This window comes from Bradyrhizobium sp. 18BD (assembly GCF_054185225.1).
Genome location: NZ_JAVAYL010000002.1, coordinates 197301 through 222834, shown reverse-complemented (window position 1 = coordinate 222834; position 25534 = coordinate 197301). Strand labels below are relative to the sequence as shown.

The window sequence follows — 25534 nt, the reverse complement described above, 5'->3', positions numbered from 1 at the left end:
CTGAGAGCGGCGTTCTAACAGCAGGAACCGGCGCGAACAACACGAGGCGGGCCACCGGAACCCGAGATTGCACGATTCTCGCCACGCCCCTATCGTGGCACCTCACATATTTCGACCAAACCCCTGAAACAAGGCGGAAAAGCGATGTCGTCCACCCGCGTGATCAAGGCCAACGGGATCGATTTGTTCATCCGCGAAGCCGGCCAAGGTCCGCTGGTCGTGCTGTGCCACGGCTGGCCGGAACTGTCCTATTCCTGGCGCCACCAGATCCTTGTTCTCGCCGATGCCGGATTCCATGTCGTCGCCCCCGACATGCGCGGCTATGGCCAGAGCGCGGCGCCGTCCGAAGTGAGCGCCTATTCGATCTTCGACACGGTCGGCGACATCGTCGGCCTCGTACAGGCGCTCGGCGAAACCAAGGCCATGGTGATCGGACACGACTGGGGCGCGCCGGTCGCCTGGCACGCGGCGCTGTTCCGCCCCGACATCTTCACCGCGGTGGCGGGGTTGAGCGTGCCGCCACCCTTCCGCGGCCGCGGTAAACCGCTCGACCTGCTCCGCCAGGGCGGCGTGACCAATTTCTACTGGCAGTATTTCCAGACCCCCGGCGTTGCGGAAGCCGAGCTCGAGCACGACGTCGCGCGCACCATGCGCATCGTGCTTGGCGGCCGTGGCCTTGCCGATCCGAGCGCCGCCATGTTCGTGCAGGACGGCAAGGGTTTTCTCGGACACGCGACCACCGAGGAGCCGCTGCCCGCCTGGCTCAGCGAGGCCGACCTTGCCTATTTCACCGAGAGCTTCCGCAAGTCCGGCTTCCGCGGCGGGCTGAACTGGTACCGCAACCTCGACCGCAATTGGGAGCTGACGGCGCCCTGGCAGGATGCGCAGATCCACCAGCCCTCACTGTTCATCGCCGGCTCGAAAGACGCCGTCATCACCGGCCTGATCGGCGCCAAGCGCGTCAACGAGCTGGAGCGCGTGCTGCCCAATCTCAAGCGCAAGCTGATCATCGACGGCGCCGGCCATTGGGTGCAGCAGGAGCGGCCCGACGAGGTCAACGCAGCGCTGGTGAGCTTCCTGCGCGAGGTGGCGGCGCGCTAAAGCGCGATGAAGTCAAGATGAATCGTCATCGCGCTTTAGGTGGTTGTTTGAGCATGATCTTTCGGAAAGCCGCTGCGCACTTTTCCGGATCATGCTTTAGGCGAGATCTTTTCTCATCGCGATGTGGGCAGCGCCCGCCTGCCCGCTCTCGTTAAATCCTTGCCGCAGGTAAAACCTGCGCGCGGCCAGATTGTCGGCGAGCACCGAGAGCGTCAGCGTTTCGACGCAGCGCTCCCGTGCGCTGGTTTCGAGTGCATCGAGGATTTTCGTCCCGATACCGCAACCGGATTCGGCCGGCAGCAGCGCGATGTCGACGATGTGCCAGCGCTCGCGCGTGCAATGAAGCAGCAGCCGGCCGATTGCGGTCCCGTCCCGTGTAACGACCAGCGAGATCGCGTCGGGAAATTGCGCGGCATAAGCGGCCGCCTGGCTGCGGTACTGTTGCGCGATGACCTGACTGAGAATCGGCCCGGACAGGCCGGTGGCAACAAACTGCCCTGTCCGCACCTGCTCGAAAAGATGCCGGATGAACGGCTCGTCGATCGGGCCTGCGAGCCGAAGCCGCAGGGCCGGATCATCGGGGATGATGTCCAACGACACGCGATCAATCATGCCGTCGCGTCGCGCCAGAACTCAGGACGTGCCGAAGGACGGAAAGATTCCCGCATAGGCGATGCACCAGACGATCGCCAGGGTGGGCTGCGTGTTGTCGTGCGGCTGGTTCTGTCCGGTCATGGTGATGGCATTGGTCACCAAGGTCAGGTTGCCGGGCGGTGCGACGAAGCCGTTGAAGTTCGGATCAATCGCCACTGTGGTCCCGGCCGCTCCGGGACCCGCGGCGGCGCCTTGCGCGCTCTTGTTGCCGAGTTGCAGGGCATGCGTATGCCGGGCCATGTTGTCGCCGATCAAGGTCACCGTCGAGCTGCCGACGGTCTCGCCGACGATATAATTTTGCAACCCCGGACCTTGCCCCTGGCTGATCGCGATCGAGCCGTTCAGGTTCGGCAGGCCGAAATTGGTCGTGCCATTGCCGCCGTAAGAGGTGCCGATGAGCGCATATAGCGGAGTGTATTGCTGAATCGGCAGCAGCTGGCCGCCGCAGGGCAGCCAGGCGTTGTTGAAGCCGGTGACAGCAAAGGGAAACGTAAAGGCCTGGATCTCTCCGACAAACGGATCTGACATGATGTCTTTCCTCGATAATACGGGTGCACACGCAGCCTAGCCGGGCGAAGGGAAGATGCCGTCGTTGCAGATGCAGTAATTGGCAACGACGGTCGGCATCATGTTGTCGTGCCCGAGGCTGTTGCCCGCCGTGGTGACGCAGGCGGCCATCGTGGAGTAGGTCCCGGCGTTCGCAACAGCCGCATAGAGCTCACCTGCCGACGCCGTGGCGAGATGAAGGGTCTGCGCGGGCGTCGACGTCGTACCCGTTACGGTGGAAGACATCAGCGCGTGACTGTGGGCCGGCATTTCGGCTTCGGTCAGCGTGTGCGCCTCCTCGCCTCCGAGCTGGCCCAGCATATAGTTCGGCATACCTGTCCCCTGTCCCTGTCCGATCGGAACACGGCCGCGTAGATCGGGAAGGTTGAACGTGGTGACGCCGTCGCCGCCGTAGGTGGTACCAATCACAGTGTAAAGCGCCTGATATTGAGCAATCGAGATCGCCTGTCCATTGCAAGCGAACCAGCCATTCGGCACCCGCGGAAAGCCGAACAACCTGATCTCGCCGATAAACGGATCTGACATCGCGTATGATCCTTTGCCTATGCGCCCCGTTCCGATCCGGTCGGTGAATGCGCAAGTCCTCAGAATTGGTGTGAACGGATTTCGTTCGCGACAAAGCCTTCGACCGATCAGTTTCGCGACGGATAAATCCCCTGCAGCGCGATCAGATAGCTGATGGTGAGATAGGGCTGCATGTTGTTGTGCGCTTGCCCCCGACCCTCGTTCACCAGATTGGTGCCGGACGCCAATGGGATCTCGCCGTTCCCGGTTGCCGCAAAAATCCTGGTCGGATTGGCCGCAGGCAGGGCGTTTGTCGCAAAGACGTTGCCGGTCGGAGGCACGGCCCCGCGTCCGCCGCCAACCGTCGCGGACACTTGAATGAGATGATTGTGAGCTGGCAGCTGAGGCACCATCAGCATGACCGTCGGCGTGCCGCTGATCGTGCCCACGGGATACTGGCCGGCGTTACCAGTCGAGCCAAGGATCGCACGGCCGCGCAGATCCGGGAGTACAAACGTCGTCACGCCGTTGCCGCCATAATAGGTGCCGAGCAACGAGAACAGCGCCTGATTTTGCTGGATCGACATCACCTGGCCCATGCAAGGCGCCCAGTTTTTCGGAATGACCGTGCCCGCAAAAGGCATGATCTGGCCAAGTACTGGCTGGTACGGCATGATCCCTCCCCCCTGAAAACCACATGACCTATCGTGTGATGCGAACCACGACAGCGGCGCTTAAATTAAAGAATGAATTGTATACGGCCCACTCGCTGAGAGTGTTCAACAGCCAGCGTTGACAGTCAAGCGCATGCGCAACCTTAAATTGGCGCGCGCCAAGCGGCCCTGTCGACCATTACCAAAGCACGCTTTTGTTGCCGCCATGCAACGGTTCGCTGAAAAGTAGAGCCGCAGAACTTGGTTTCAGCAGTTTGGTTAGCTCACACGCTTGCGTTGTGCACCGCGCCCCGGGCAAATGCACGCAAGAATATACGTGAATATTTACACAATCAGGGATTTCAGGGCGATCGCTCTTCCAAGAGCTGCCGCCAAGGGGGGCCGGTGAGTCACGCAATTGCGGTGGCCGTGCCAGAAAAAGTCGGGGAATTGGCGGTTCAGGCGCGCGATTGCGGAGCTATGCCCCGGAGGATTTTGCACGCGCTGTGGTCCGCGACTCAATACATCTGCATCGCAGCCCTCTTGATGCTCGGTGCGATGACCGCGGCGAACGCGGCTTGCGATCAAACGACGAATTCGACATCGGGCGTGACCGTCAACTTCACCTCGGTCGGTCAGGTCTACCGCCTGTGTTTCACCGTCGGCACCGCCTCGGCCCCCGCCGATGATTCCGTGGTGTGGGGGCTTTATTCGGTCGCGGGCACGGATTCATTTTACAACGCGCCGATCTCGAACTCGAGCGGCACCAATTCGAGCAACCAGCAACTCACGGCTGCCGACTACAATCCGACGACGTCGAAGGCAACCTATACGTTTCATCCGACCAATCCGAATCAGAACGGTCAGAGCGCGAACGCCGGCCAGGCGGAGATCGATATTACCCTCAACGCCAGGACAGGTGGCGGAGCGGACTCGGTCACGCTCTATTACGCGCCGGGCTGTAGTGATTTTAACAGCGGTTGCTCCGGCAGTTCGATCGCGAATACCCCCTTTGTGTTCACCATCAATCTGCCCAGTCCCACGGTGACGTCGATTTCACCGACCTCCGGGCCCACGGCCGGCGGAACATCGGTGACTATCACAGGCACCAACTTCACCGGGACGACGGGCGCCGGCGGCGTCAAGTTCGGCGCCACGAACGCGACGAGCTATACCGTCAATTCCAATACGCAGATCACGGCGACCGCGCCCGCGGGAGCCGCCGGCACCGTCGATGTCACCGTCACCAACGGCTCGACATCGCCGACATCGGCGGCAGATCAGTTCACCTATGTCGCGGCGCCGACCGTAACCTCCATCTCGCCGACCGCCGGCTCGACCGGCGGTGGCACGACCGTGATCATCACCGGCACGAACTTCAGCGCGACCACCGGCGCTGCCGGCGTGAAGTTCGGCGCGACGAATGCCACGGGCTACACGGTCAATTCCAATACCCAGATCACGGCAACTGCGCCGGCCGGCGCCGCCGGGACTGTCGACGTCACGGTCACAACCCCTGGCGGGACGTCGGCGACATCGGCATCGGATCAATTCACCTACACGGCCGCACCGGCCGTCACCTCGATCTCGCCCACCTCGGGTCCGGCCGCAGGCGGCACGGTCGTAACAATTACCGGCACCAATTTCTCCGGCGCGTCTGCGGTGACTTTCGGTGGGACGGCTGCAACCGGATACACGGTCGTTTCGCCAACCACGATCACGGCGACTTCGCCTGCCGGCGCCGCAACGGTCGACGTCAGGGTGACAACAGCCGGTGGCACGTCGGCGACATCGGCGGCGGACCAGTTCACCTATATCGCCGCCCCAACCGTCACCTCGATCTCGCCAACGGGCGGCCCCACGGCCGGCGGCACGTCGATCACGATCACGGGTACCAATTTCACCGGCGTCACGGCCGTGTCGTTCGGCGGGACGGCTGCGGCCGGATTCACGTTCAATTCGGCGACATCGATCACCGCGACCGCGCCCGGCGGCACAGGCACCGTGGACGTCAGGGTGACCACCCCTGGCGGCACGTCTGCAACTTCGGCGGCTGACCAGTTCACCTATCTCGCAGTGCCTACGGTCACGTCGATCTCGCCCACAGCGGGCCCGGTGGGCGGTGGCACCTCGGTGACGGTCACTGGCACGGGCTTCGTCATTGGCGCGACGACGGTGAGTTTCGGCGGTACCGCCGGCACCTCTGTCAGCGTCAGTTCCGCGACGTCCCTGACTGTGACCTCGCCCGCGCATGCCGCCGGCACCATCGACATCACCGTGACGACCGCGGGCGGCACCTCGACAACCTCCGCTGCCGACCAATTCACCTACGTCGCTGCACCGACTGTCACCTCGATCTCGCCGACCTCGGGGCCGGGCGCAGGCGGCACCGTGGTGACGATCACCGGCACCAACTTCTCCGGTGCATCAGCGGTGACGTTCGGCGCAACGGCTGCAACTGGATACACGGTCGTTTCGCCAACCACGATCACGGCGACCTCGCCGGCGGGCACCGGCACGGTCGACGTCAGGGTGACGACGACAGGCGGGACGTCGGCAACATCGGCCGCTGACCAGTTCACCTATATCCAGGCGCCCACCGTCACCTCGATCTCACCGACTCAAGGTCCGACAGCGGGCGGCACGTCGATCACGATCACCGGTACCAATTTCACCGGAGTCACGGCGGTGACGTTCGGCGCAACGGCGGCGGCCAGCTTCACGTTCAATTCGGCGACCTCGATCACGGCGACCGCGCCCGCCGGCACAGGCACCGTGGACGTCAGGGTGACCACCCCTGGCGGGACGTCGGCGACATCTGCGGCAGACCAGTTCACCTATCTCGGACCGCCGGTCGTCACGTCGATCTCGCCGACATCGGGCCCGCTCGCCGGCGGCACGACCGTCACGATCACAGGCACGAGCTTCTCGGGCGCGACTGCCGTCGTGTTCGGTGCAACGGCAGCGACGGGCTTCACCGTCAATTCCGCGACCCAGATCACCGCGACGGCGCCCGCCGGCACCGGCACTGTCGATATCAGGGTTACCACCGGCGGCGGCACGTCGGCGACTTCAGCTGCAGATCAGTTCACCTACATCGCCGCGCCGACCGTCACCTCGATCTCGCCGACATCCGGCCCGAGCACGGGCAGCACCACGGTCACGATCACGGGCACCGGCTTCACCAGCACGACAGCCGTGACCTTTGGCGCAACCGCGGCCTCGGGCTTTACGGTCAATTCGGCAACGTCGATCACCGCGACATCGCCAGCCGGAGCCGCCGGCGCGATCGACATTCGGGTGACCAACCCGGGGGGCACGTCGGCGACGTCGGCGGCCGATCAATTCACCTATGTCGCCCCGCCAACAGTGACCGCGATCTCACCGACGCAAGGACCAGCCGCCGGCGGCACGGTCGTGACGATCACAGGCACCAATCTCACGGGTGCGACGGCGGTGACCTTCGGCGCAACGGCCGCAGCCGGCTTCACGGTCAACTCCGCGACCCAGATCACCGCGACGGCGCCCGCCGGGGCCGGCGTCGTGGACGTCAGGGTGACGACCACGGGCGGCACGTCGGCGACCTCGGCGGCGGACCAGTTCACCTATTTCGGCGCACCGACCGTGACGTCGATCTCGCCGAACGGCGGGCCGCTCGCCGGCGGAACATCGGTGACGGTCACCGGCACCAATTTCACCGGGGCAACGGCGGTGAAGTTCGGCGTGACCAATGCGACCAGCTTCACGGTCAATTCAGCGACCTCGATCACAGCGACCTCGCCGGCCGGCGCAGGCACGGTTGACATAAAGGTCACGACACCGGGCGGAACGACGGTGACCTCGGGCGCGGACCAGTTCACCTACGCCGCCACGCCGACAGTGACCTCGGTCGCACCGAATGCCGGCCCCGCGACCGGCGGCACGTCGGTCACAATTACCGGCACGGGGTTGACGGGCGCGACCGTGGTGAAATTCGGCGCAACCAATGCAGCGAGCTTCACGGTCAATTCGGCAACTTCGATCACGGCGATCTCGCCGGCCGGCGCCGGCACGGTCGATGTAACCGTGACCACACCCGGCGGGACGTCAGCCACATCAGCGTCGGATCAGTTCAGCTTCTCGGCTGCTCCTTCCGTCACCTCGATCGCGCCGACCTCCGGGCCTGCGCTCGGCGGCACGTCGGTGACGGTCACCGGCACCAATTTCACCGGTGCGACGGCGGTGAAGTTCGGCGCCAACAATGCGACCAGCTTCACGGTGAACTCGGCAACGTCAATCACTGCGACTTCGCCGGCCGGTGCCGGCACGGTCGATGTGACCGTGACGACGGTGGGCGGGACGTCGCTCACCTCAGCAGCAGACCGGTTCAACTATCTATCCGCCACGACGGCGACCACGCTCACCTCGTCGCAGAATCCGAGCAGCTATGGCCAGTCCGTCACCTTCACGGCGAAAGTGACCAGCACGGGCGGCACGCCGACGGGAACTGTAACCTTCCTCGACGGAGGCACGGCGATCGGCACGTCCACGCTGGCGGCCGGCGTCGCCACCTTCGCGACGACCACCCTCGCCGTCGGCAATCACACCATCACCGCGACCTACGGCGGCAGCCCAGCCTTCAACGCTTCGACCTCGCCGGCCCTGAACCAGTCGGTCAACATCCCCGCCGACAGCGCCAAGCTGCGCGCCCTCCAGCTCAACGTCACCAAGATGGTGGCGCAAAACTCAGGACAGGCGATCTCCGGTGCGATCGACACCGCGATCTCCGAAGGCTTTAGCGAGGGCGGCCAATACATCATGCCGGGCGCCGGCGGTGTGCGCATCAACTTCGCGGCGACGCCCGAAGATGATGACGACAGGCCGCAATCCGGCCATCAATCCGATCGTCCAGGCGGGAACGCCTATGCCGGTGACGGGACCTCCGGCCGGACCGGCCGCGGTGCTGGGCGCGGCGCCTCACGGATCGACGATGCCTTCGCCGCGATCGATCGGGCGGCGCCAACCAAGGCTCCGGCGCTCGCGCGCTTCAAGGAGCAGAAGGACTGGCTGTTCTGGATGGACGTGCGCGGCGCCGGCGTCGACCGCTGGGGCTCGTCCAGCAATGTCGGTCAGGGCGCAACCCAGGCCCCGCTCTACGGCCAGCAAATCAATCTACTCTCGGGCCTGACCTACCGCGCCCGGCCGAACCTCTTGGTCGGCGTCGTCGGCGGCTACGAGAATTTCAGCTACACCCAGACCGACATCACCGGAAAGCTGAAGGGCGATGGCTGGACCGTCGGCGCCTATCTCGGCTGGAAGATCATCCCGACGCTGCGTTACGACGCGACGGTGGCCTATTCCGGCATCGGCTATGACGGCACTGCCGGCACGGCCCAGGGCAATTTCAACGGCAATCGCTGGCTGTTCGCGACCGGCTTCACCGGCAGCTACACCTGGGCCAATTTCAACTTCGAGCCGTCGGCCAAGGTGTACGCGCTGTGGGAGCGGGAGAACGCCTATGTCGATTCGCTCGGCACCCCGCAAGCCGCCCGAACCTTCGCCAGCGGCCGCGCCTCCGCCGGCAACCGAGTCTCCTATCCGGTACCGTGGCTCGATAGCGTGCTGCTGGTACCCTACGCCGGCGTCTATGCCGACTACTACTTCACTCAGGACGACGCGGCCGCGATCATTGCCGCGGGCGGCATCCCGCTCGCTTCGACGCCCCTACTCCAGGGCTGGTCGGCGCGTGTCACGGGCGGCATCGGGGCAAGGCTGGCGGGAGGCGCGACGGTCGGCTTCGGCGCCGAGCTCGGCGGCATGGGTAGTAACACGCAGATCTGGACGTTCACGGGACGCGCGCGCATCCCGTTCTGATCCTCAAAGAGGCGACAGAACAGCGGCGCCGCGGCGCCAGCCGGATTTGCCTGATTAGTAGAGGCCGCGACCACTCAGGATGCTGCGGGCCTCGGCGGCACCGTCCGAGCCATAGGCGGCGGTGGGAGCGCTCTCGGTCGCGTAGCGGCCGTCCTCGTCATAGGACACCGCACGCGCATTCTGCAGCGCCCGGCCCCGGCTGCGGCTCGAGGCCGACATTTCCGAGGTCGCATTGAGGGAGGCCATATCGGCCGAGGTGTTGCCGAGATTGTAGGGCCGCCCCTCCGGCATCGGAACCTCGCCGCGAATGGCGCCGCGGGTCGATGACGGCATCTCCGGTACGAACGGCCTCGCCGAAGCGACCCGGACCATCGAGGGCGACGGCGCCGGGATTCCGGTGCGCAAGGTGGCGATCAGCTGGCGGTCGTCGGAGCCTTCCAGCGGCGCCCGGCCGACATATTCGACCCGGACCTTGGCGACGCCATTTCCTTTGAATTCAAGGAGTTCGGCGGCCTTGTTCGAGACATCGATGAGCCGGTTGCCGTGATAGGGCCCGCGGTCATTGACACGGACGATCAGGGACTTGCCGTTCGAGATGTTGGTGACCCGCGCATAGGACGGCATCGGCAGGGTCGGATGCGCCGCCGTCAGCGAGCCCATGTCGAACACCTCGCCATTGGCGGTCAGGCGGCCGTGGAAGTCGTCGCCATACCAGGACGCCATGCCTTCGGCGCGGTAGTTGACGTCTTCTTCCGGCACGTAGGTCTTGCCGGCCACCACATAGGGCTTGCCGACGCGGTAGGTGCCGCCGCCCTTCGGAACCGGCTCCCCAAAGGCGACAACCCGGGGGCTCGAGGACACCCCGTATTTCGGATCGACCCGGCTGGCGAACTTGTTGGAGGATGCGCAATTGGCGAGCGCGAGGCAGGTCGCGGCTGCCGCAACACCACGCGCGGCCCGCAAAACCGAATCTGACCGTCGGATCCCCATTCGCCCCAAATACCATTTCGCCGGAGGCGTACCCAACCCGCTTAGGCTACGGGGAAGCGCTGTCCGGTCATCCAATCCGAGACGGCCCACCACCGCGTCGGACATAGTAAGGATAACGCAACCCGAACACGGCGGAAATGGGGAGCCCACAGCGAACACGGCGGGATGGTAAACGGCGCGTTCGCTTCGCCCCGTTGATCTACGGAACGCAGAGCCCTGCTCTGTGCCACTCCTGGACATTCTGTTGCGCCAAATCCTCACTCCACCCCCATTGTCGCGACAATCACTGGAATTCTTTTGACTGTGCAAGGCCGCACGCGTTCTCTCGCATGCAAGGGCGGGATTTGGAATTTAACGATGATCGAGACGGTTTCGGCACTGATGGGTCTGGTGAGCGCGGGGATCTTCCTGGCCCATGCGTTTGAAGGTTACCGTACGAGGGCCTGAGGCACTCGGGCGGACGGCAAGCATCACCTCTTTCAAGACGGCACGTTCGGACAATTTTAAACAATCCGACCGAGCATCCAAGGCGAGAGTGGCAGGTGTCCCATGCGCAACCATGACCTCGTATCCGATGGCTTCCTGGCATTGACCGCCGGTGGCTTGGTCCTTCTCTGCTCCAGCCTCGTGGCACTGGCCTTCGGCTGAGCACGACCTCCGCTTTCCCATTTTCTAACTACAACTACACCGCGATGCAGTATGCGATCCGTTTTGGATTGCCCTGCTCCCATTTAGTTGATTGAATTTCCGCATTCATTGCCTCGACTCATTTCAAGAGGCCATCACCAACGAGGGTGACGCAAATGCTTGCAGAGAAATTTTTTCTCGTTCTGGAATCGCTGATCCGCGGCGACCGCACCTATTCCGACGGAAGCCCCCGGATCATCAGCACCTCCCCGCACGTGCCGGTGAAGCTGCCAAGCCAGAAGTAACCCGCGCCTTCCGAACGCGGTCGAGTTCAGCGCAGTCCGAGCAGTGAGCGGCGATAAAGGCCGTCGCGAGCCTCGCTGAGGCAGACGTAGCTGCCGTCGAAACCCTGGCGATATCGCCTCTGGCCACGCGTGTAGTAGACGCCCTTCTTGAAATCGAGCCAGACCACCTGGTCGTGCGGGCAATGACGCTGCGCCTGCGCCTCGTAGCGAAACGGCGTCAGCGGGGTCGCCGACACCTCGGCGCCGCCGGCGCCAAGCATCATCGCCGCGGCGAGAGCAATCCTTCCGAACCCATTGCCAAAGCCGCTCCCCATATTCGGTCTCCCGGTCCAGGCCATCCGCGCGACGGCCACCCGCGACGCTAGCACGAAACGGCGTGGCGACTGGAAGCCACAAATGCACCTCGCGTCTTCCGCCGGCCATCTTGTCGGGCTACATCAAAGCGAGACCATCTCCTTGCGAGGATGCTGCCTGAATGTCGGTTGAGCCTGAAGCCAGCACCGGCCCCCGCCCGCCCGCGCCGCGCCTGGGGCTGCTGCCGATGATCATCTTCGGCTCACGCTGGCTGCAACTGCCGCTCTATCTCGGGCTGATCGTGGCGCAGTGCGTCTACATCGCGCTGTTCCTGAAGGAGCTCTGGCATCTGTCCTGGCACGCGCTGGACCTCACCGAACAGGAGATCATGATGAGCGTGTTGGCGCTGATCGACGTCGTGATGATCTCCAACCTGCTCGTGATGGTCATCGTCGGCGGCTACGAGACCTTCGTCTCGCGGCTCGACCTGCAGGGCCATCCCGACGAGCCGGAATGGCTCGGCCACGTCAATGCGAGCGTCCTGAAGATCAAGCTCGCCATGGCCATCATCGGCATTTCCTCGATCGCACTGCTGCGCACGTTCATCGAGGCCGGCAATCTCGGCTCGAACCGCGCCGGATTCACCGAGACCGGCGTGATGTGGCAGGTGCTGATCCACATCACTTTCATCCTCTCGGCGATCGGCATTGCCTATGTCGACAGGCTGAGCGATTCCGGCATGCGCAGGCACGCAGAGTGAGCCGCGGTGGCCCACCTCACTGTTTGCTTGCTTCGAGCTGCGCGAGCGCCTGGTGCAGGCATTCCTGAAACTTCTGCGCAACCTGCTCGCGCGACACGCCCCTGGCGGCGAGGTCGCCCGCGACCCTCCCCACGACATCGTCGATCGTCCGTTGCTCCAGATTGTCCGTCACCAGTCCCGTCGCGTAGCTCGCTGCGGCGTCGCCGCTAAGCCCGAGCTGATCGGCAGCCCAGAGCCCGAGCAGCTTGTTGGTCCGGGCCGTGGCCTTGAACAAGAGCTCCTCGTCGTGGGCGAATTTGGCCTCGAAGCCCTGCTCGCGCTTGTCGAACGTGGTCATGGTCAGCTCCATTGCGTTGCGCTGATGGGATGGGACTGCTGGGAGCGAACGTCTCCGTCATTCACGTCAGTTGAGGATCATTTGAATCTTCCTCCCGGAAGGCAAACGCCGTCAAGCCCGCCCGCCCGCTCGCGGCAGGCTGGCGCGCCGACTCGGCGGCGCGCGGGAGAGATTGAGAGCTGACGTGCGAACAGGGAGCCACGCGCCGCAGCGGCGCCGTACAAACGCGCCTAGCCGACCGGCACTAGGCCGGTCGGGAGATTGAATGTCGGGAGATTGAATAGCGAGGATTGGTGCGCCCGACCGGGCTCGGTCAGCCCTTTGCCGCCGCGGCTTCCCGGGCAAGGCGTTCGGCCTTCAGCCGCTCGCGGTTGGCGTGAAACGCCTTCTGCGCCTCTTCATGGTCGCGCATAGCCTTTTCGGCCTCGATCCGGCGTGCCGCATCGCGCGCCTGGCGCTGTTCGGGGGTCAGGGGTTTGCGTCGGAAGGAAAGGTCTTCATTCATGGCAAGACAACGCAGCTGCCGCCAATGGGTTCCATGATTGAAGGCAAGCGGCCCGACCAAGCCGGGTAAAACGCCGGAATATCATCCAGTTAGCGAATCACCCGCCTATCGCTTCGACCCCGGCGGATTTACCCCGATGAGCGGACATTTCGGTGCCGGCGGAATCGGGCTGCGAACGGGCGGCTCCGGATAGTATTGGGTGTTCTGCTGAACCTCGCGGGCGAGGCGAAACTAACCACAACTTTGGGATGCTGTCATCTAAACGCGCACCTTCGCGCAAGCGCGGACAGCGAATATTTTCGTCAGGTAGCGTGATCCATTTCATACAACCGGGATGGACCGAGGGACATCGGCGCTGTTCCCGCGAATTGATTCACTTTCGACATGTTTGGTCGGCCCCGATGCGCTGTCTCGAATGGAGAGACACGCTGCGCCGATGAAGACCGGTCATCCCACCGGAGGTGTGTGCCTCACTAAAATTGTCGAAAACAACCCCATGCACAGTAGCCGACGCGTTTGGAATCAACAGCTTGCGTGTCCCGCAGAGCCGATTTGACTCGTCGGGCAAAACAGGGGCATAATGCCATTATTCCGAAATCGATCAGCGCCTCGTCCCGTGCCCTCAGGGCTCGCGGATTCGACTGTGAGAGAGCGAAAGCTCTGCTTGATCAAGCGCTGCGGCAGGAGAGGAACAATGAGAGAGAATAGAAACACGATCATAGCGGTCGTGTTGTCTGCGGTGGTTCTCTTTGCCTGGCAATACTTGCTGGAGGCGCCGAAGCACCCACCCGCGGAATCCCCTCTCCAGGTTTTTGTCCGCGATCACTTCACTGCGCTTGGCTTCCAGGCGCTCTTCGCGAGCGGAGTCGCGATCGTCGATCAACGCCCCGCTATCAAGGCCTTTCGGTCCGGTTTTTACGCGCGTCCATGCGTCAAGTGGGGATGTGCAGGTAAAGATAGACCGCAACGCCTATAAGCCCGGCTATGGTCAGAGCCAGTTTAGATTCATACGACATGAGAGGCGTCTACATGCCGCACCGAGATCGAACAACCAACGCTCGGTTGATCTGAAGATCAGCGCGACTTCGGATAGTCAGAGCCCAGACCCGTATGAAGATTGCTCGTCTTGAACCTGCATTCACGGCCGGCGCTCAGTTGATGCGAGGTTGAAGCGCAATGGCGGCATCGGCTGCTTTGGTTTCCTCCCGCGCTGCGCCCCGCTGCTGAACGATGTCAGCGCCGGCAGTGTTGCGATCGCCTTTCGCGCGCAAGCGTCGCGTCCCTGAGCGAGACGTCCTTGAAAGAGCCCAGGTTGACAGTTTTCAATGGCAACTTTTTACACAGAAAGTTCTAGTTGCGCTCGCGCGTGCGCAGCATGTCGCAGAGTATTGCTGGAATTTAACTGGTCCATCCGGCCGGCAGAGGCGATGGGTGTGCGGTCACCCTTTAAATACCGGCCCCTTCAACTATGCCTGACATCGAAATTACCGACGAGTGCCGCGCCCTCATCGAGAGTTCGGTAATACCAATGCCAGAAGACGCGAGACAATTGCTGCCCAACGGAAACTGGCGGGTTCTGGTTGACACGGAAACGCTCAAGTGGCTGGAGAAGTTACGGCGCAATGGCGAAACGATCTCCGACTGTATCATCCGGATCGTCATCATCAGCCTACATAGGCGCGGCCTGCAGTAGCGCGCGACTCAGGGCCGCGCGCACAGTGAGGCGGTTCGGTTAGGTCGGGCGGGAGGTTGTGGAGTTTCGATCTTCATCGGAGCATCCGCTTTTTCTTGGCATCGGTTAGTCGCGCAAGCTATTTGACGATGTTGCCGATGCTTCTCGTTTTTCCATCCGGCCTCTTTGCCGGCGATGTGCTGCTTTGCATAGGCGGCGAAGGCGACGGTCCCTGTGGCCTCTGCCTTGGCCTTGGCCTTGGCCTTGGCGCGTTCGCCGATACGATGTTCGATGGGATCGGTATTGCTTCGCACGAGCGCACGCGCCGTGCCGGCGGCCTCGCGTGCCTCTGCCAATCCGACATCCCGGATCGGACCTATGCCCATGAACCGCTCTTTGCCTGTCACGGGCGACGCGCCCTCCTCCCGAAGCATTGTCACCGCTCACGAATTTCGCGCACTCACCAAATTGCCTAACCATCGGATTTGTATGGCTACGGAAATCGTCACGGATAGGCATCGTTACCTTGGTCGGCTTACCTCTGCGAAGCGGACACAGCGGCGCTGTAGCCCATCGTCAGCCATGGGACCCAAAGCGGTCATTCCGACAGCATGGAAAGCATGCGGTGCGATCCTTACACCCAGCGTGCCGGCGACGAGCCGCAGCTGACGCTTCGTGAAATCATAGACCAAAGCTCGGCAAGACTTGAAGTGCAGGCAAAGCACCTATCCCGCGACGAAAGACGTGAACTCAATCAGGCCAGCTGCTCGAGCAGCGCCCTGGCCTCCCTCAGGACCGGCGTGTTGAAGCCCTCGGTGAACGAGCGATACCGCAGCACGAGGAGATCGTGAGCTTCTGTGCACTTGCCTTGGTCATGCCACAGGCGAGCGAGGCTGGTCGCAGCGCGCAGCCCTAACGTCTTCGCGCTCTGGCGCTCCGCGACAGCGAGCGCTCGATGATAATTCTGCTCTGCCGCAGCTTGGTCGCCTCGCGCATTCATCATATCGCCTCGAAGTCGATGCAACTCGGCCTCACCGGACCGCTCTTGGGTCGTCTCGATGAGCTGCGCAGCCTCGACGAGGCATTTCTGGCCCTCCTGCAGATGCCCGACCTTGGCGTGAGCCTCGGCGAGATAGCAGAGTGCGCATGGCGTGTTCACAACAGCTCCGGCACCACGGAGCACCGAGAGCCCCCTCGCGAGTAACGCGATGCCGTCCTGTACCTGTCCAAGTGCCGTCAATGACCGACCATGTTGGAGAAGTCCGAGGCCCAACCAGAGCGGAAAACCCTGCTCATTCGAGAGAGCCACCAGTTCCTCCGCGTGGCGGCGCGCGTCATGCGACAAGCCGGCGGCCGCCTCCACCGCACACGCCTTGCTCAACACAAAGGCGACAGTGAACGGACTGTCGAGCGAGCGGGCTTCTGACAACGCCTCGTCCGCGCGCGAGCGGCCCTGATCGATGTGGCCCAGAAGCGCTAACGTCACCGCCAAGTGGCCTTGGCTCGCCGCGCGCGGATCGGCCACCGCTATGGCGGCGCAAATCGCGCGAGCAGCCGGATCACCCAAGCCATCACATAGCTCGAGAAGGCCGCGCGCTGTCACAAACTCTCCGCGATAGTGGCAACTGGCGCCGTGGACATAGTGACCCAGCAGTAGAGTGGCTTGATCTTTTCTTGTCTCGCCCAATTTCTCCATCTGCTCGGCAAGCGACACCGCCAGCTCGTGCTCGCCACGAACCGAATGGAAGCCCCATTGGAAGTAGAGCAGCGGAGCGAGACGATCCGGTCGATCGAACCGATCGGCGAGTGCTCGCGCCCTGACAAGGGTATCGGCCACCGCCGGCGACGATACCCTCTGGCCGCCATCAGGGCCCGCCCGAGGGCAATCTCCAGGTCGAGCTCGTGCTGCGCGGGCCGCGACTCCTCGGGCATGTTCGCCAGCAATTCGAGCCCCCTCTGCAACTGCGCCACCGCTTCCGTCATCGCCGATCGCGCGACCGCCTGCTGGCCGGCCTTGAGCCGGTAGCCCACCGCCTTGTCGTGGAAACCAGCCTCGGAACAATGGTGTGCCATGAGTTGCGGCTGAGCGGCTACGATTTCCGGGAAGTCGCTCTCTAGCGTCGTCGCGACGCGAGCATGGATTTGTTGGCGTCGACCGCGCAGCAGGGTGCTATAGGCTGCGTCCTGCACCAGCGCGTGCTTGAAGGTGTACTCCGCATCCGGCGGGGTCCCTCGCTGGAACACGAGTTCGGCGTGTACGAGCTGCGCCAGGGCCCCGTCCACCTGTTGCTGCGGCATGGCTGCGACAGCGCTGATCAGCTCATGCGAGAACGATCGCCCCAAGGCAGCTCCAATCTGCGCGAGTTCGCGCACGGGCGCCAAGCGATCGAGCCGTGCCATGAGCGAGGCGTGGAGCGAGGTAGGGATCGCAAGCCGAGGCACCGGCCCCCTCGCATCAAAGCGGTCGCCAGCGTCCGCCAGCATGCCGCTCTCGATCACCGCCTTGGTCAACTCTTCGATGAACAGCGGTACACCATCGGTCCGATCGATAATCTGTATCGCAATCTCCGGGGGCAACGCCTTTCCGCCGGTCACCCGCATCATCATCTCGGCGCGCTGTGGACGCGGCAGACGACTGAGGCCCATCAATGTCACGTGCGAGCGCCCGATCCAGGCTGGCGTAAACTCTGGCCGGAAAGTGATGATCAGCAAGACGCGGAGGGTGGCCACGCGATCGACGATGCGGTCCAACAGTTCGAGAGAGGTGGGATCGATCCAGTGCACATCCTCGAACACCATCAGCACCGGCCGGCGCGCCGCCAGTCCGTCGAGTTGGGCCAGGAGGACCCCAAGCGTCTTCTCCTTGCGCTTCTGAGGGGTGAGGTTAACCGGTGGATAGCCCTTGCCGATCGGAACGGACAGCAGGTCGGCGATCAGAGGGACGGCCTCGTTGAGGTCAGCGCTTGCCTCGGCGAGCAACGCTTCGAGCTTGTCCAATCGTTGCCGGTCCGTATCGTCCCGTCGGAATCCTGCCGCTCGCTCGAGCTGTGAGATGGTCGGGAAAAGCGCGCTGTCCTGATGGTGCGGCGAGCAGAAACGGCGCAAGCGGATATGTGGATCATCGCTCAGCTGCTCCAGCACGGTTTCGGCGAGGCGTGATTTGCCGATGCCGGGCTCACCCGATATCAGCACGACCGAGCCATCGCCGTGTTTTATCTGCTGCCACCGGCGCATCAGCAGTTCGATCTCCTCATCGCGGCCGAGTAACGGCGTTCTGGCTACGCGCAAGGCCTCGAAGCGGCTATCGACCGCGTTCGCACCGATCACACGCCAGACCGGCAACGGATCCCTGAAGCCTGTGATGGACATGCTCCCGAGAGGGAGATATTCGAAGAGCCCACCGACGAGACGGCGGGTGCTGCCGTCGATGATCACCGTATCCGGCTCGGCCAGCGCCTGCAGCCGCGAGGCCAGATTGGGAGTTTCACCGACCACCCCATGTTCCTGCGATGCGCCATCCCCGATGAGATCGCCGACGATCACCAGGCCAGTGGCAATGCCAACTCGCGCTCGCAATCTTGCCTCCGGGCCGACTTCGAGTCCTGCCACGGCCGTAACCAACGCCAGCCCGGCGCATACCGCGCGCTCGGCATCGTCTTCATCGGCCCGCGGATAGCCGAAATATGCGAGCACGCCGTCGCCCATGTATCTGGCAACGAACCCGCCGGATTTCTCGATCTGCTCAGCACAGCAGCGGTGGTACTTGCCAATGATTTCCCGCAAGTCCTCAGCGTCAAGCCTGGTTGAGAGCGCTGTCGAGCCAACGAGATCAGCGAACATGACCGTAAGTTGCCGTCTCTCGGCCGCGGTCCAAGGAGTACGCACGGGTCTCGGTCCGATTTCAGCCAACTCAGCAATCGCACGCAACATCCTCTTACGATGGCCGAGCGAGACACCGAGTTTTTCGAGGTCAGAGTCAGTCAGATCGCGCAGAACGCATGGATCAACGTCGTTCTCGGCAAAGCGCTGCGCGTATTGCCCTAGACCAAGGGTGTCGAGCCAGTCCGCAATCTGCTGCATTGGCTCCCTCGACTGTCTGATTGACGGCCAGCCGAATTTTGGACCAGGGCAAAATAACGCTATCCCGAGCCTTTCAGCATAACATGCTTTGGTTCGCGGCATTGGGCCGCGGCCGGCCTTCGATCTTGCCAAAGTGGTACAACAGTAAAGGCGCGCGCTACTAAGCCGTGCGTGGAACGATAAGAGCAACTCGATTGCCGTACGCGCCCGATCTCAGGCAGCAGAGAGCATCATGGCCCGTAGTTGAGCCTGGTTGATATGCCGGCGCCAAAAAGCTGTACGGCGCCCGCTTCTGGCCCATCCGCGACATACCTTCGGACGTCAAGAATGTCTGCTCTTCGGGGTGGACCGGAAGTAACCGACCGGCGACCCATACGACGCGATTGACCCTAAACGGAAATCGGGCGTCGCCTGATCGGATTCACAAAATCGCGCTCAATGTGGTTTGCAACAAGGTGCGTGGTTTGCTCCCTAAATCGCGCGGGCCGTTCGCCAGACGGGGTCAAGCTGAAGAACCCGGTGTCGCCTTCGAAGAATGTGCAGAGGACTCAGTCGTTCAGAGATGAGCACGCGGCAATAGCCATCCCATGATCTTCTGATACGGATCGCGACGACTGCGCACGAATGCGTTCTCGTTCTGCTGAGCGGCGGTCCTGGCGAATTCAGAAATCCCCTCCATAGACTGCCGTTTATCCTTCGGAAGCTTCGCCCATTGGCGAATGATCTTCCGGCGAGCTTCGCGTTGCTTTTCCCTTACGTCGGGCATCGGGAGCTCCCTTGAAGGGGATTATTCCGGTCGACCCAGTATTGTTTGGGCTCACTAGAAGTTCAACGACCAATCAAGAACTCTTAGCCCGCTCGTTTTCATGTAAACATTTCGGAATTGGTTGGCGTATAATGGTCATCACAGTGGTCCCGACCGGGCGGAGGCTGCTGTGCTTTCGAGCCCCCAGAGGGGGAACGAGCGATGGAGAAGCAGACAATCAGAGCGCTGCGTCACGCTCAGTTATATGGATACCTTATCAACCGAACTGGCAGGCTCTACTACCCCGGCGGCAGTCACCCTGTTTGTAGTGAGCAGACTGCGCATGAGATGGTCAGAGCTGGGTTGCTGGTCCGCCGAGGTGGCAGATACGAGATTACCCCCGTGGGACTGCAAGTCCTGGAACTGGAACCCACACGGTAGCTTGCTTGGTTGCAGCACAATTGAGCTGATGGTCGGTCTCGCTAACGAGGCATAGCGGAAATCGACAGGCCGCCGTCTATCGCAGAGGGCTACGCTCGTGCCCCTGAACCGACGTGGACTGTTGGCCGGGGGCAGATCCCTGACAAAGGAACGCTGCTGGTCTAAGCGCATTGGAGGAGCGAGGCAAATCCCTTCCGCGGGATAGCTCCACCGCCGGTTCCTTGCCCTCTTCCTCGGGCGTTTTCGAGAATGAAAACAACACTTGTCCGATGTGAGTGCGGCGCTGAATATAAGCGCATCGAGCCGACGTGCTTAATGCCGCATAGCGGCCACGTATCCTGTGAAGTCTGCGGGGCTGAATTGGAGTCTTGGGCGGAAAGCACCCACGTTGCCAGATTCGAACTGGTCAAGTGTCCAGACGGAAAGCCTGCAATGGCTAGCCACCCCAAACGCCCCCCGCGACCTCAACCAGCTCGCAAAACCAGGGAAGCGGGGTGGAAAGGCTAGGGCCGCCAATCTCTCGTCGCGAAATGACGCGCCACCAAGTGATGCGATCAACCGAGTCCGCGGGTCCGCTCGTGTAAGGCCGCGCCGGTCCATTGTCAGGGGTAGACCGGACGTGTGTCTCGTGATCCTCGACCGCCGCTCGTGGACCCATAGGCGACGGTCGCCTTTATGAGCTTGGCGGACCCGGACGAAGAAGAGGACGTTTCAAATGAAGGAGGCTGCCAATGAGGCGGCCTTACTTGTGGAACTTTGCAAGTATTTTCAGCGCCTTCTTCGAACGGCGTAGCACAACTGTGCTTTGCGCAAGTATCCTATAGCTGTGTTCAAACGTCTCAAGCAGGTAGCGGGCAGCCCGGTCCTTGGTATCGAGTTTTGCGCTCCGGTAGCGCTCGGCTAGCTCCTGGTATTTTTCGGAGTCTTCGTCAGGGGGAACGTTTAATGGTGACTCCAATTCCCGTAGCCGTTCGAGTTTCGCTCTGACACTCTCCGGTTGTTCCTGTTCAGGCTTCAGCGACGCGCGCAGCTCCTTGCCAATCACGTTAATAATTGCTCGGCTGTGTTTGTGGTCTATGTCAATGCGGTAGGGCATAGCGAAGTCTCCTTCCGCACGGAGAAACGCGCCGCTCTCCCGCAGGCTTTCCCACCTGCGTGCACGGCTCCCCATTCAATGGAACTGGAGACCGCCACTTTTGGCTATCTTGCGCGAGCGCTTGTACTTGAGAACAGCGGGTCCTGGTAGGACCTTTGGCTATCCGCGACATGCGCCGTGTAGTTGACGGCGAGCGACGGTCTGATGCATCCAAGTCGCGCCGAGGCATTTCGTTCCTGATCTCTTACCCTTACGGCGGAGATAGTTCCGGCTTGCTGCTCACCCCATTCCCGGATGTTGTTGCGCCCTAGCAGCGGCGGTGTACGGCTCGCCAAGGCTGGCGCGTGCTCTGGCGACCTAGCCTTGGCGCAGGTGTCGTGGGCTCACGCGCTCAGTTTTTACTGCGGGTCATGGACGTCGCCTTGTGGCCCGTTGGCGACCTCGCACCTGCACGAAATGTCTGCTTCGCGGCCGAGAGCGGACCACGTTATCGAAAGCGTTGGATTCGTTCGCGGCGAATTGCTAAGTGCCCTGCCCCATTTTCCGACGTAGTCCACATGAATGGGCTGACTATTTGTAGCTCGTCACCGTAGCTACGAGCGCGAACCTGATGCGGACTGTCGAAAATTGCAGACCGTTCAATGTCCTGGCTTTTCCGGTTTGGAGGAGCGGTGAACCTCCTGCCGACGTTGGGTCCGGATTCAAAACTGATGATCGGCAATCACTTCGATCCGACACGAATACTGAGGCGCTTTAACGCTTGTTGCACGACGTCCGAAGTGATCCGATCCTGCTTGGCTCGAGCCGTAAGTCGGGCCGCCTCGTTCACTACCCAGGCGGCATCGCTCATCGGGCGTCTCGATAACGACCGGCTCACCGCGGAGAGATCAAACACGTCGTGTGGACGGTCCTTCAGCATACCGCGCATTGCGAGCTCGACTTCCTCCTCGGTGGGATAGTCCACCAGCACCTGATGGTCAAACCGCCCGGTCCGCAACACGGCGGGATCGAGTGCTTCCTTCCTGTTCGTCGTCGCCAACACCAGCACGCCGTTCTTGGCTGCAGCCTCGATCATCCTGAGAATCTCGGTCAGTTCCCCGACCTTGTGGTCTTGGGACATGGGTCCTCGCGCCGAGATCATCGCGAATGGCTCTATACGCAGCGGCGTAGTTTTGATTAGGTAGAAACCTTGCACAGCGGCAATGGTGGCAGAGCTCAAATTATAAGTAGACATGCCTTAAACCTGCTTCATGGCGCTAAGCAGCACTTTTGTTTTTTTAAGGAGCTCCGCCCATTCGGGCAGCACTTCCAATGAAAAGTGGATATTCACCCTGACGTCGTTCCAAGGGAGATTGACATCGCACAGCCGTGTATCGTTGCCGCAATGAATCAGTACCGTTAGGTCGTCGACGACTGCGACGTATTCGCGAAAACCAGTTGTAAGCTGGCTGGTGAGCTCCTGAAGTCCGTAATCTGCGGACGAGAAACGAACGTCGAGTGAACGCTTCTGAAGACCGACGACATAATCATTTACCGATGTGATTGGATGCGCCGCGAGGCTTGAAAGAGAGATGTGTATTCGGCGATGGATCACATCTATGTCTCTAGTTTCCCCCGGAGGACCCAAGTTCGGCCATTTCAGCGAGAGACGAATTACCGGCTCGTGCGGGCAGGAGCCCCAGGACGGTTAGAATTGTAGATGCTCTCGATTAAGTCGCGCGGGATCTGAAAAGTCTGCAAGCAAAGCCGCTGAAGTACCGGCCCAGATCGATCTGTGGCTTGCGAAGGCATCGATGTTAACCCGGAGGACATTGCCAGAGCACACCAACTAGAAAGCAACATTCGCAGCGCGTTCTTGCGGCGGCCGCACGCCTTAGATCGTGCAAGGCGCTTCGGTGATTCGATTTGTCCGCCCCAGTTGTGAGAGGCAGCTCATGTCGCAAGGCCGACCCCGCTTAGGCATCTCATGGGTTTTGTGATGTTGTAACTTGCGCAGCTAAGGCGGTGCCGACTTTGCACTACATCCTTAGTGAATCGATTTGAAAGAACACAGCGCAGGAGCCCCGAATGCACGGTAGAGATCGAGGCAATTGGCATTCCAAATCAACCAGAAACGTTCGTTAAGATTGCGAAAACACCATGCAACAATCTTCGTGAAGGACGTGTGACGAAGCTCATCATCTCGCTTTATACGTGCGAGTGGCGCGTGATCGACGCCCTGCTGCAGAATAGCCGCGAGCGATATCTCCCATTCTGTACAAACGTAAGCGCGGAAGACGAGGGAAACGGCTTTCATCAGCGCACGTCGCTTTTCTAGCTTTTGGCCACGTTGATAGGCCGCGGTCGTCTCGCTCTTGTACTTATGAGCGAGCGCAGCCTCGCGGACTCCATCAGGATAGTCAGTGCACTCCTCGGCCCAGGTGGCAAAGGTAGACCGGAAGCCATGCACCGTAACGTGTCCGTAGCCGAGACGATCAAGTACCGCCAGCATCGCATTTTCGGAAAATGCTCCGCCATCGGGACTAACAAAAATTAGCTCACCTTGGGTGCCATTGCGCATCTCGTCGAGCACCGCGAGCGCGGGGTCCGTCAAGGGAACGTAATGGTCCTGGTCCATCTTCATCCGCTCGCCAGGGATTTTCCAAGTGGCGGCTGGACTATCGATTTCACACCAATGGCCTTCGACGGCCTCATTCGTGCGGCAAGCCGTGAAGATTAGAAAGCGCGACATGGCAGCGGCGGTTCCAGACGCGCCCGCAAGGACCTTCATGAACGCCGGCGCCTCGCTGTATGGCAAGGCTGGATGATGGCGGACCACCCGCTTCGAGCGCTTCGGCAGCTTCTCGCGCAATTGCCTCGTCAGTTCGGCCGGGTTGCGAAAGTCTGGATCGTCGATATCGACGTTCTTCGCGATGATCGTTTCGATCCGGCCGCGGACCCGGTTCGCGGTCTCGCGCTTTTCCACCGAGATCGGCTTCAGCAGATCGTGAATGTGGCTTGGCTTGATCTCAGGGATCGTCAGCTTGCCGAGGGTGGGATAGGCATAGCGCTTGAGAGAGGATGGCCACTGATTGCGATGCTTCTCGCTCCAGGTCGACCAGTTCGTTCGGATGTAGGCTTCCGCGCATTCGTCGAACGTCGACAACACCATCTTGGCCTCAACGGCTTTCGCCTCTTCGCGCCCCTTTCGCCTTTCCTGGACGATGTCCACGCCAGCGGTGCTGCGATCGCCCTTCACGCGCAACCGGGCTGCATCACGGGCGAGCCGCGCATCTTTTAGCGACACATCCTTAAAGGAGCCAAGGCCGTGCCAGCGCTCCTTGCCGTCTTTCCAATATCGGTAGGACCAGCTCTTCGATGTCGGTCCGTTGACGATCAAGTAGAGACCTTCGCCGTCGGCGTATTTGCCGGGCTCATTTTGGCGCTCCACGTCAAGTGGTTTGAGCCTTCCAACCATTGTTCCTCCGGGAAAACCGTCCTCCGAACCCACGGTCTAAAGCTACGGTCAGCGTCCCGATTAGGGAGAACACCGGCGAACTGCGAAGTACAGTCCTTCGGCGCAAGTCACTGAATTTGCTGTGGAGTTCGAATGACTGCGAACAGTGGAGAACAATATACTGGCGGAAGGGGTGGGATTCGAACCCACGGTACCCTTGCGGGCACGCCGGTTTTCAAGACCGGTGCCTTAAACCACTCGGCCACCCTTCCAAGCCCGGAATGGCTGTCGCTTAACGTAGTCGACGGCGCAACGCAACGCGAAGTTGGCACCCTGCCCTAACCCGTCACGACAGCCGATCTGTCAGCCGCCTGTCAGTCTGTTCCCTTAGCCTGCATCCTTGGCAATCCCGGACACTGGCGACATCTCCCAGGGCGTCGCCGGTTGCGAGGCCCGGTTTGGAGTCGCCTCCGTTTCCGGGCCTCGTTTGCCGCCCTCAAGAGAAAAACGGCGCCCCGTGAGGAACGCCGCTCGAAACTGCTCTTCGTTGCTGCCTTGGCTCAGTAGCCGCAGGACGCGCAGCCCATCTGCACAGGGGCGTAATAGGAATAGCCCGGCGAGACCATCTCGACGCGCTGGCGCGTGGCGTATTGCGGCGGGATGCGCTCATACTGGACGCTCGGCGGCGCGACCATCACGGTCTGCGGCACCATCACGGTGCGGTACTGCGCCGGCGCGCGGTGCGCGACGACCGCGCCCGGCGACACCATGACGGTCTCGTCGACGGTGCGGTATTGCGGCGCGACGTATTGCTGCTGATAGCAGGTCTGGCACGGCGGCGGCGTGTAGCAATTGTAGCATCCGGCGGAGGCTGCGCCCGTCATCGAAATCGCGGCGACGGCCGTGGAGAAAAC

General features: G+C 62.0%; 22 protein-coding genes and 1 tRNA gene. 4 read left to right on the top strand and 19 right to left on the bottom strand.

Annotated features, from left to right (window positions below; translation table 11 throughout):
* Positions 1-144: 144 nt before the first annotated feature.
* Positions 145-1101, top strand: coding sequence for an alpha/beta fold hydrolase (locus RAD16_RS04230; RefSeq protein WP_458156618.1), 957 nt, complete (start codon positions 145-147; stop codon positions 1099-1101).
* A gap of 96 nt (positions 1102-1197) precedes the next feature.
* On the opposite strand, the gene RAD16_RS04225 is transcribed toward RAD16_RS04230, so the two are convergent.
* The 4 genes from RAD16_RS04225 to RAD16_RS04210 all read right to left on the bottom strand — a co-directional run bounded on the left by RAD16_RS04225 (position 1198) and on the right by RAD16_RS04210 (position 3500).
* Positions 1198-1713, bottom strand: a complete 516-nt coding sequence (locus tag RAD16_RS04225) for a GNAT family N-acetyltransferase (RefSeq protein WP_458156617.1) — start codon at positions 1711-1713, stop codon at positions 1198-1200.
* 21 nt (positions 1714-1734) lie between these two features.
* Positions 1735-2283: a phage tail protein gene (locus tag RAD16_RS04220; RefSeq protein ID WP_458156616.1), complete on the bottom strand. Its 549-nt coding sequence runs from the start codon at positions 2281-2283 to the stop codon at positions 1735-1737.
* 36 nt (positions 2284-2319) lie between these two features.
* Positions 2320-2847, bottom strand: coding sequence for a phage tail protein (locus RAD16_RS04215; RefSeq protein ID WP_458156615.1), 528 nt, complete (start codon positions 2845-2847; stop codon positions 2320-2322).
* Between the two features lie 107 nt (positions 2848-2954).
* Positions 2955-3500 (bottom strand): phage tail protein, encoded by a 546-nt coding sequence (locus RAD16_RS04210; protein ID WP_458156614.1) that lies wholly within the window; start codon positions 3498-3500, stop codon positions 2955-2957.
* Between the two features lie 525 nt (positions 3501-4025).
* On the opposite strand from RAD16_RS04210, the gene RAD16_RS04205 reads away from it, so the two are divergent.
* A complete protein-coding gene (locus RAD16_RS04205) occupies positions 4026-9332 on the top strand; it encodes an IPT/TIG domain-containing protein (RefSeq protein WP_458156947.1) in 5307 nt (1768 codons plus the stop codon).
* A 54-nt stretch (positions 9333-9386) separates the two neighbouring features.
* Here the strand turns inward: RAD16_RS04205 and RAD16_RS04200 are convergent, their stop codons facing one another.
* Positions 9387-10322: a septal ring lytic transglycosylase RlpA family protein gene (locus RAD16_RS04200; protein ID WP_458156613.1), complete on the bottom strand. Its 936-nt coding sequence runs from the start codon at positions 10320-10322 to the stop codon at positions 9387-9389.
* 803 nt (positions 10323-11125) lie between these two features.
* Here RAD16_RS04200 and RAD16_RS04195 point away from each other — a divergent pair.
* The gene (locus tag RAD16_RS04195; protein ID WP_458156612.1) at positions 11126-11254 is read left to right on the top strand and encodes a hypothetical protein; all 129 of its coding nucleotides are present in this window, start codon (positions 11126-11128) and stop codon (positions 11252-11254) included.
* Positions 11255-11280: 26 nt separating this feature from the next.
* Here the strand turns inward: RAD16_RS04195 and RAD16_RS04190 are convergent, their stop codons facing one another.
* On the bottom strand, positions 11281-11568 hold the full coding sequence (locus RAD16_RS04190; protein WP_458156611.1) for a hypothetical protein: 288 nt from the start codon (positions 11566-11568) through the stop codon (positions 11281-11283).
* Between the two features lie 161 nt (positions 11569-11729).
* Between RAD16_RS04190 and RAD16_RS04185 the strand changes: the two genes are divergently transcribed.
* Complete coding sequence (locus RAD16_RS04185) at positions 11730-12308, top strand: TIGR00645 family protein (RefSeq protein ID WP_458156610.1); 579 nt, start codon at positions 11730-11732, stop codon at positions 12306-12308.
* Positions 12309-12324: 16 nt separating this feature from the next.
* Here RAD16_RS04185 and RAD16_RS04180 read toward each other — a convergent pair whose 3' ends face one another.
* The 13 genes from RAD16_RS04180 to RAD16_RS04120 form a co-directional block, all read right to left on the bottom strand.
* Entirely contained in the window at positions 12325-12645 is a 321-nt protein-coding gene (locus RAD16_RS04180) for a DUF1476 domain-containing protein (RefSeq protein ID WP_458156609.1), read from the bottom strand.
* A 313-nt stretch (positions 12646-12958) separates the two neighbouring features.
* Positions 12959-13150: a hypothetical protein gene (locus tag RAD16_RS04175; RefSeq protein WP_458156946.1), complete on the bottom strand. Its 192-nt coding sequence runs from the start codon at positions 13148-13150 to the stop codon at positions 12959-12961.
* Between the two features lie 622 nt (positions 13151-13772).
* Positions 13773-14033: a hypothetical protein gene (locus RAD16_RS04170; RefSeq protein ID WP_458156608.1), complete on the bottom strand. Its 261-nt coding sequence runs from the start codon at positions 14031-14033 to the stop codon at positions 13773-13775.
* An 818-nt stretch (positions 14034-14851) separates the two neighbouring features.
* Entirely contained in the window at positions 14852-15229 is a 378-nt protein-coding gene (locus RAD16_RS04165; RefSeq protein WP_458156607.1) for an Arm DNA-binding domain-containing protein, read from the bottom strand.
* 347 nt (positions 15230-15576) lie between these two features.
* On the bottom strand, positions 15577-16425 hold the full coding sequence (locus RAD16_RS04160) for a hypothetical protein (RefSeq protein WP_458156606.1): 849 nt from the start codon (positions 16423-16425) through the stop codon (positions 15577-15579).
* On the bottom strand, positions 16422-18902 hold the full coding sequence (locus RAD16_RS04155; protein WP_458156605.1) for an AAA family ATPase: 2481 nt from the start codon (positions 18900-18902) through the stop codon (positions 16422-16424). Before RAD16_RS04155 ends, RAD16_RS04160 begins: the two co-directional genes overlap by 4 nt.
* 556 nt (positions 18903-19458) lie before the next feature.
* A complete protein-coding gene (locus RAD16_RS04150) occupies positions 19459-19668 on the bottom strand; it encodes a hypothetical protein (RefSeq protein WP_063707793.1) in 210 nt (69 codons plus the stop codon).
* 1162 nt (positions 19669-20830) lie between these two features.
* Positions 20831-21184 carry a hypothetical protein gene (locus RAD16_RS04145; RefSeq protein ID WP_458156604.1) on the bottom strand — a complete coding sequence of 118 codons (354 nt, stop codon included), beginning with the start codon at positions 21182-21184 and terminating at the stop codon, positions 20831-20833.
* A gap of 721 nt (positions 21185-21905) precedes the next feature.
* Positions 21906-22304 (bottom strand): AAA family ATPase, encoded by a 399-nt coding sequence (locus RAD16_RS04140; RefSeq protein WP_458156603.1) that lies wholly within the window; start codon positions 22302-22304, stop codon positions 21906-21908.
* Positions 22305-22421: 117 nt separating this feature from the next.
* The gene (locus RAD16_RS04135; protein ID WP_458156602.1) at positions 22422-22778 is read right to left on the bottom strand and encodes a hypothetical protein; all 357 of its coding nucleotides are present in this window, start codon (positions 22776-22778) and stop codon (positions 22422-22424) included.
* A 432-nt stretch (positions 22779-23210) separates the two neighbouring features.
* Entirely contained in the window at positions 23211-24641 is a 1431-nt protein-coding gene (locus RAD16_RS04130; protein WP_458156601.1) for a tyrosine-type recombinase/integrase, read from the bottom strand.
* Positions 24642-24802: 161 nt separating this feature from the next.
* Positions 24803-24892: transfer RNA gene (locus RAD16_RS04125), tRNA-Ser, on the bottom strand.
* A gap of 288 nt (positions 24893-25180) precedes the next feature.
* Positions 25181-25504 carry a hypothetical protein gene (locus tag RAD16_RS04120; RefSeq protein ID WP_458156600.1) on the bottom strand — a complete coding sequence of 108 codons (324 nt, stop codon included), beginning with the start codon at positions 25502-25504 and terminating at the stop codon, positions 25181-25183.
* Positions 25505-25534 lie beyond the last annotated feature (30 nt).

Coding starts and splice junctions, on each gene's coding strand:
- RAD16_RS04190 (WP_458156611.1), bottom strand. CDS start 11,568: ATGGGGAGCGGCTTTGGCAATGGGTTCGGAAGGATTGCTCTCGCCGCG.
- RAD16_RS04195 (WP_458156612.1), top strand. CDS start 11,126: ATGCTTGCAGAGAAATTTTTTCTCGTTCTGGAATCGCTGATCCGCGGC.
- RAD16_RS04205 (WP_458156947.1), top strand. CDS start 4,026: ATGCTCGGTGCGATGACCGCGGCGAACGCGGCTTGCGATCAAACGACG.
- RAD16_RS04130 (WP_458156601.1), bottom strand. CDS start 24,641: ATGGTTGGAAGGCTCAAACCACTTGACGTGGAGCGCCAAAATGAGCCC.
- RAD16_RS04185 (WP_458156610.1), top strand. CDS start 11,730: ATGTCGGTTGAGCCTGAAGCCAGCACCGGCCCCCGCCCGCCCGCGCCG.
- RAD16_RS04215 (WP_458156615.1), bottom strand. CDS start 2,847: ATGTCAGATCCGTTTATCGGCGAGATCAGGTTGTTCGGCTTTCCGCGG.
- RAD16_RS04175 (WP_458156946.1), bottom strand. CDS start 13,150: ATGAATGAAGACCTTTCCTTCCGACGCAAACCCCTGACCCCCGAACAG.
- RAD16_RS04200 (WP_458156613.1), bottom strand. CDS start 10,322: ATGGGGATCCGACGGTCAGATTCGGTTTTGCGGGCCGCGCGTGGTGTT.
- RAD16_RS04140 (WP_458156603.1), bottom strand. CDS start 22,304: ATGTCCCAAGACCACAAGGTCGGGGAACTGACCGAGATTCTCAGGATG.
- RAD16_RS04145 (WP_458156604.1), bottom strand. CDS start 21,184: ATGCCCTACCGCATTGACATAGACCACAAACACAGCCGAGCAATTATT.
- RAD16_RS04120 (WP_458156600.1), bottom strand. CDS start 25,504: ATGACGGGCGCAGCCTCCGCCGGATGCTACAATTGCTACACGCCGCCG.
- RAD16_RS04225 (WP_458156617.1), bottom strand. CDS start 1,713: ATGATTGATCGCGTGTCGTTGGACATCATCCCCGATGATCCGGCCCTG.
- RAD16_RS04210 (WP_458156614.1), bottom strand. CDS start 3,500: ATGCCGTACCAGCCAGTACTTGGCCAGATCATGCCTTTTGCGGGCACG.
- RAD16_RS04220 (WP_458156616.1), bottom strand. CDS start 2,283: ATGTCAGATCCGTTTGTCGGAGAGATCCAGGCCTTTACGTTTCCCTTT.
- RAD16_RS04150 (WP_063707793.1), bottom strand. CDS start 19,668: ATGCCCGACGTAAGGGAAAAGCAACGCGAAGCTCGCCGGAAGATCATT.
- RAD16_RS04180 (WP_458156609.1), bottom strand. CDS start 12,645: ATGACCACGTTCGACAAGCGCGAGCAGGGCTTCGAGGCCAAATTCGCC.
- RAD16_RS04155 (WP_458156605.1), bottom strand. CDS start 18,902: ATGCAGCAGATTGCGGACTGGCTCGACACCCTTGGTCTAGGGCAATAC.
- RAD16_RS04230 (WP_458156618.1), top strand. CDS start 145: ATGTCGTCCACCCGCGTGATCAAGGCCAACGGGATCGATTTGTTCATC.